Origin of the sequence: uncultured Bifidobacterium sp. (assembly GCF_963540075.1) — a bacterium.
Taxonomy (GTDB): domain Bacteria; phylum Actinomycetota; class Actinomycetes; order Actinomycetales; family Bifidobacteriaceae; genus Bifidobacterium.
In genome coordinates, this window is the sequence record NZ_CAUTOG010000086.1 from 1 (window position 1) to 2,550 (window position 2,550).

Annotated in this window: 1 protein-coding gene; it reads left to right on the top strand. The window is 67.5% G+C overall.

The window, feature by feature from the left end:
- Positions 1-2,470, top strand: a 2,470-nt coding sequence (gene valS, locus RWX87_RS06770; protein ID WP_314688840.1) for a valine--tRNA ligase, incomplete at its 5' end; no start/stop codon positions are given.
- Positions 2,471-2,550: the final 80 nt, after the last annotated feature.

A 2,550-nucleotide genomic window follows, 5' to 3' on the forward strand; every position in this document is an offset into this window, starting at 1 on the left:
GGACGACAACGGCCTGCCCACCGAAAGACGCGTCCAGAACTACTACGGCGTGCGCGTGGACACCTCGCTGAAGTACGATCCGGACTTCAGGCCGCCCTTCGAAGGAACCGAAGGGAAGAAGATCGAGGCCCGGGACCAAGTGCCCGTCAGCCGCAGGAACTTCATCGAGCTGTGCGAACGACTTACGGCGCAGGACGAGAAGCAGTTCGAGGCGCTCTGGAAGTCACTCGGCCTGAGCATCGACTGGACGCAGACCTACCACACCATCGGCGAGCATCCGCAGCGCGTGGCGCAGAAGGCCTTCCTGCGCAACCTCGCCCGTGGCGAGGCCTACCAGAAGGACGCCCCGGGACTGTGGGACGTCACCTTCCAGACCGCCGTCGCCCAGGCGGAGCTCGAAAGCCGCGAATACCCCGGCTTCTACCACCGCGTCGCCTTCCGCTTCGATGACGGCACGCCCCTGTACATCGAGACGACCCGCCCCGAGCTGCTCGCCGCCTGCACCTCCCTGATCGCCAACCCCGACGACGAGCGCTACAGGCCGTACTTCGGCAAGGAGGTCGTGTCGCCGCTGTTCAAGGTGCGGGTCCCCATCCTCGCCCATCCGGCAGCCGAGATGGACAAGGGCGCCGGCATCGCCATGTGCTGCACCTTCGGCGACGTCACCGACGTCGAGTGGTGGAGGGACCTGAAGCTTCCCACCCGGCCCATCATCCAGCGCAACGGACGCATCATCGCCTCCGTGCCCGACTGGATCACCGACGAGGGCGGACGGGCCGTCTTCGAGGAGACCGAAGGCAAGACCTCCTTCACCGCCCGGAAGATCATCGTCGAGCATCTGCGCGAATCCGGCGACCTCGACGGCGAGCCGAAGCCCACCACGCGTATGACGAACTTCTACGAGAAGGGCGACAAGCCCCTCGAGATCGTCACCTCGCGCCAGTGGTACCTCAGGAACGGGGGCACCGATTCGAATCTCAACGCCGAACTGCTCGAACGCGGCCGGGAGCTGAAGTTCCACCCCGACTTCATGCGGGTGCGCTACGACAACTGGGTGCATGGCCTCAACGGCGACTGGCTCATCTCCCGCCAGCGGTTCTTCGGAGTGCCGTTCCCGCTGTGGTACCCGGTGACGGCGGACGGCGAGGCCGACTACGACCATCCGATCACCCCCGGCGAGGACCGCCTGCCCATCGACCCGAGCATCGACGTGCCGGAGGGCTACGACGAGTCGCAGCGGGACCAGCCCGGCGGCTTCACCGCCGAGAAGGACATCATGGACACCTGGGCGACGTCGTCGCTCACGCCCCAGATCGTCACCCACTGGGAGGAGCCCGACGAGGCCAGCAGGGCTCTGTTCAAGGCCACCTTCCCCATGGATCTTCGCCCCCAGGGACAGGACATCATCCGCACCTGGCTGTTCAGCTCGGTGGACCGCGCGCATCTGGAGAACCACAGCCTGCCGTGGGCCCACGCGACGCTGTCGGGATGGATCCTCGACCCCGACCACAAGAAGATGTCGAAGTCCAAGGGCAACGTCGTCGTCCCCGACAAGCCCATCCGCCAGTTCGGCGCGGATGCCGTGCGCTACTGGGCGTCCTCCGCGCGCCTCGGCCTGGACGCCACCTACGACGAAGGGCAGATGAAGATCGGTCGCAGGCTGGCCATCAAGCTGCTCAACGCCACCAAGTTCGCCCTGGCCATCGGACGTGAGGACGCCGAGCACCACGTCTCCCGGCCCGCCACGTCCGCATGGGAGGCGGCCGACGTCACCGAGGCGCTGGACCGGGCGACCCTGGCACGTCTGTCCTCGGTGATCCGCGAGGCCACCGAGGCCCTGGAGTCCTATGAGCATTCCAAGGCTCTGGAGGCCATCGAAGGGTTCTTCTGGCAGTTCTGCGACGACTACATCGAGCTCGTCAAGAACCGGGCCTACGGCACCGCCGACTCCACCGGACGCATCCCGTCGGCCGCGGCGGTGACCTCGGCCCGCACGACGCTGGGCCTGGTGCTGGACGCGGTCGCCCGACTGTTCGCGCCCTTCCTCCCCTTCGCCACCGAGGAGGTCTGGTCCTGGATGCATGAGGGCGAGGGATCCGTGCATCGCGCCTCCTGGCCGTCGGCCGACGACTATGCCGCCGCGGACTGCGACCCCGAGACGCTGCGCTACGCGGGCGAGGCGCTCGCCGCCCTCAGACGCATCAAATCCGAGGCGAAGGTCTCGATGAAGACCCCGATCCTCCGGGCGACGCTGAACGTCAGCGACGACGCCGAGGCGGCCGTGCGCGCCTCGCTGGACGACATCGCCGAGGCGGGACGGGTGACAGGTCCCATCCGCTTCGAGCGTCTGACGGTCGCGGGAACCGGGACATCCGAGTCCTCATCCGATGCCGCGTCCCAGGGGAATGCAACCGTCGACGTCACCGCCTCGGACTTCGAACTCGGAGAGCCGCCGGCGAAACGCGGCTGATGCGCGCCCCCGGACAACGCCGGGGCCGAACCGTCATGGACCCTGCGGAATCGTTCCTTTCCGCGGGGTCCATGCCATGA